The following is a 371-nucleotide window of genomic DNA, read 5'->3' on the forward strand; positions in this document are numbered from 1 at the left end:
GCCGACTGCTTCGGCCTGCGCCTGCTCAACCGCCGCGGCTGCTTCCCCAAGTTCGATCTGTTTATCGAGCAGACCAAGGACATCTGGAAGGACATGCTCGATATCCGCAAGCGCTTCGAGCCGCGCGCCGAGGAGCTCGCAAAGAAGTACGCCCTGGCCCCCTACACCATGTTCATCGGCTCCGGCGCCCTGTGGGGCGAGACGATCCTGTTCTCGATGTGCATCCTGGAGGAGATGCAGTGGAAGCGCACCCGCTACATCACCTCGGCCGACTTCTTCCACGGCACCCTCGAGCTCGTGGAGCCCGGCGTCCCCGTGTTCCTGTTCATGGGCGAGGACGAGAACCGCAAGCTCGACGAGCGCGTCCGCGC

The 371-nt window shown here is 64.4% G+C and carries 1 protein-coding gene; it reads left to right on the forward strand.

Going from position 1 to position 371, the window contains the following annotated elements:
* Positions 1 to 371 (forward strand): SIS domain-containing protein (locus tag DW823_RS09970; RefSeq protein ID WP_369831733.1); only part of this gene is annotated, 371 nt, incomplete at both ends.

It is taken from the genome of Collinsella sp. AM34-10, from assembly GCF_003469185.1.
Lineage (GTDB): Bacteria > Actinomycetota > Coriobacteriia > Coriobacteriales > Coriobacteriaceae > Collinsella.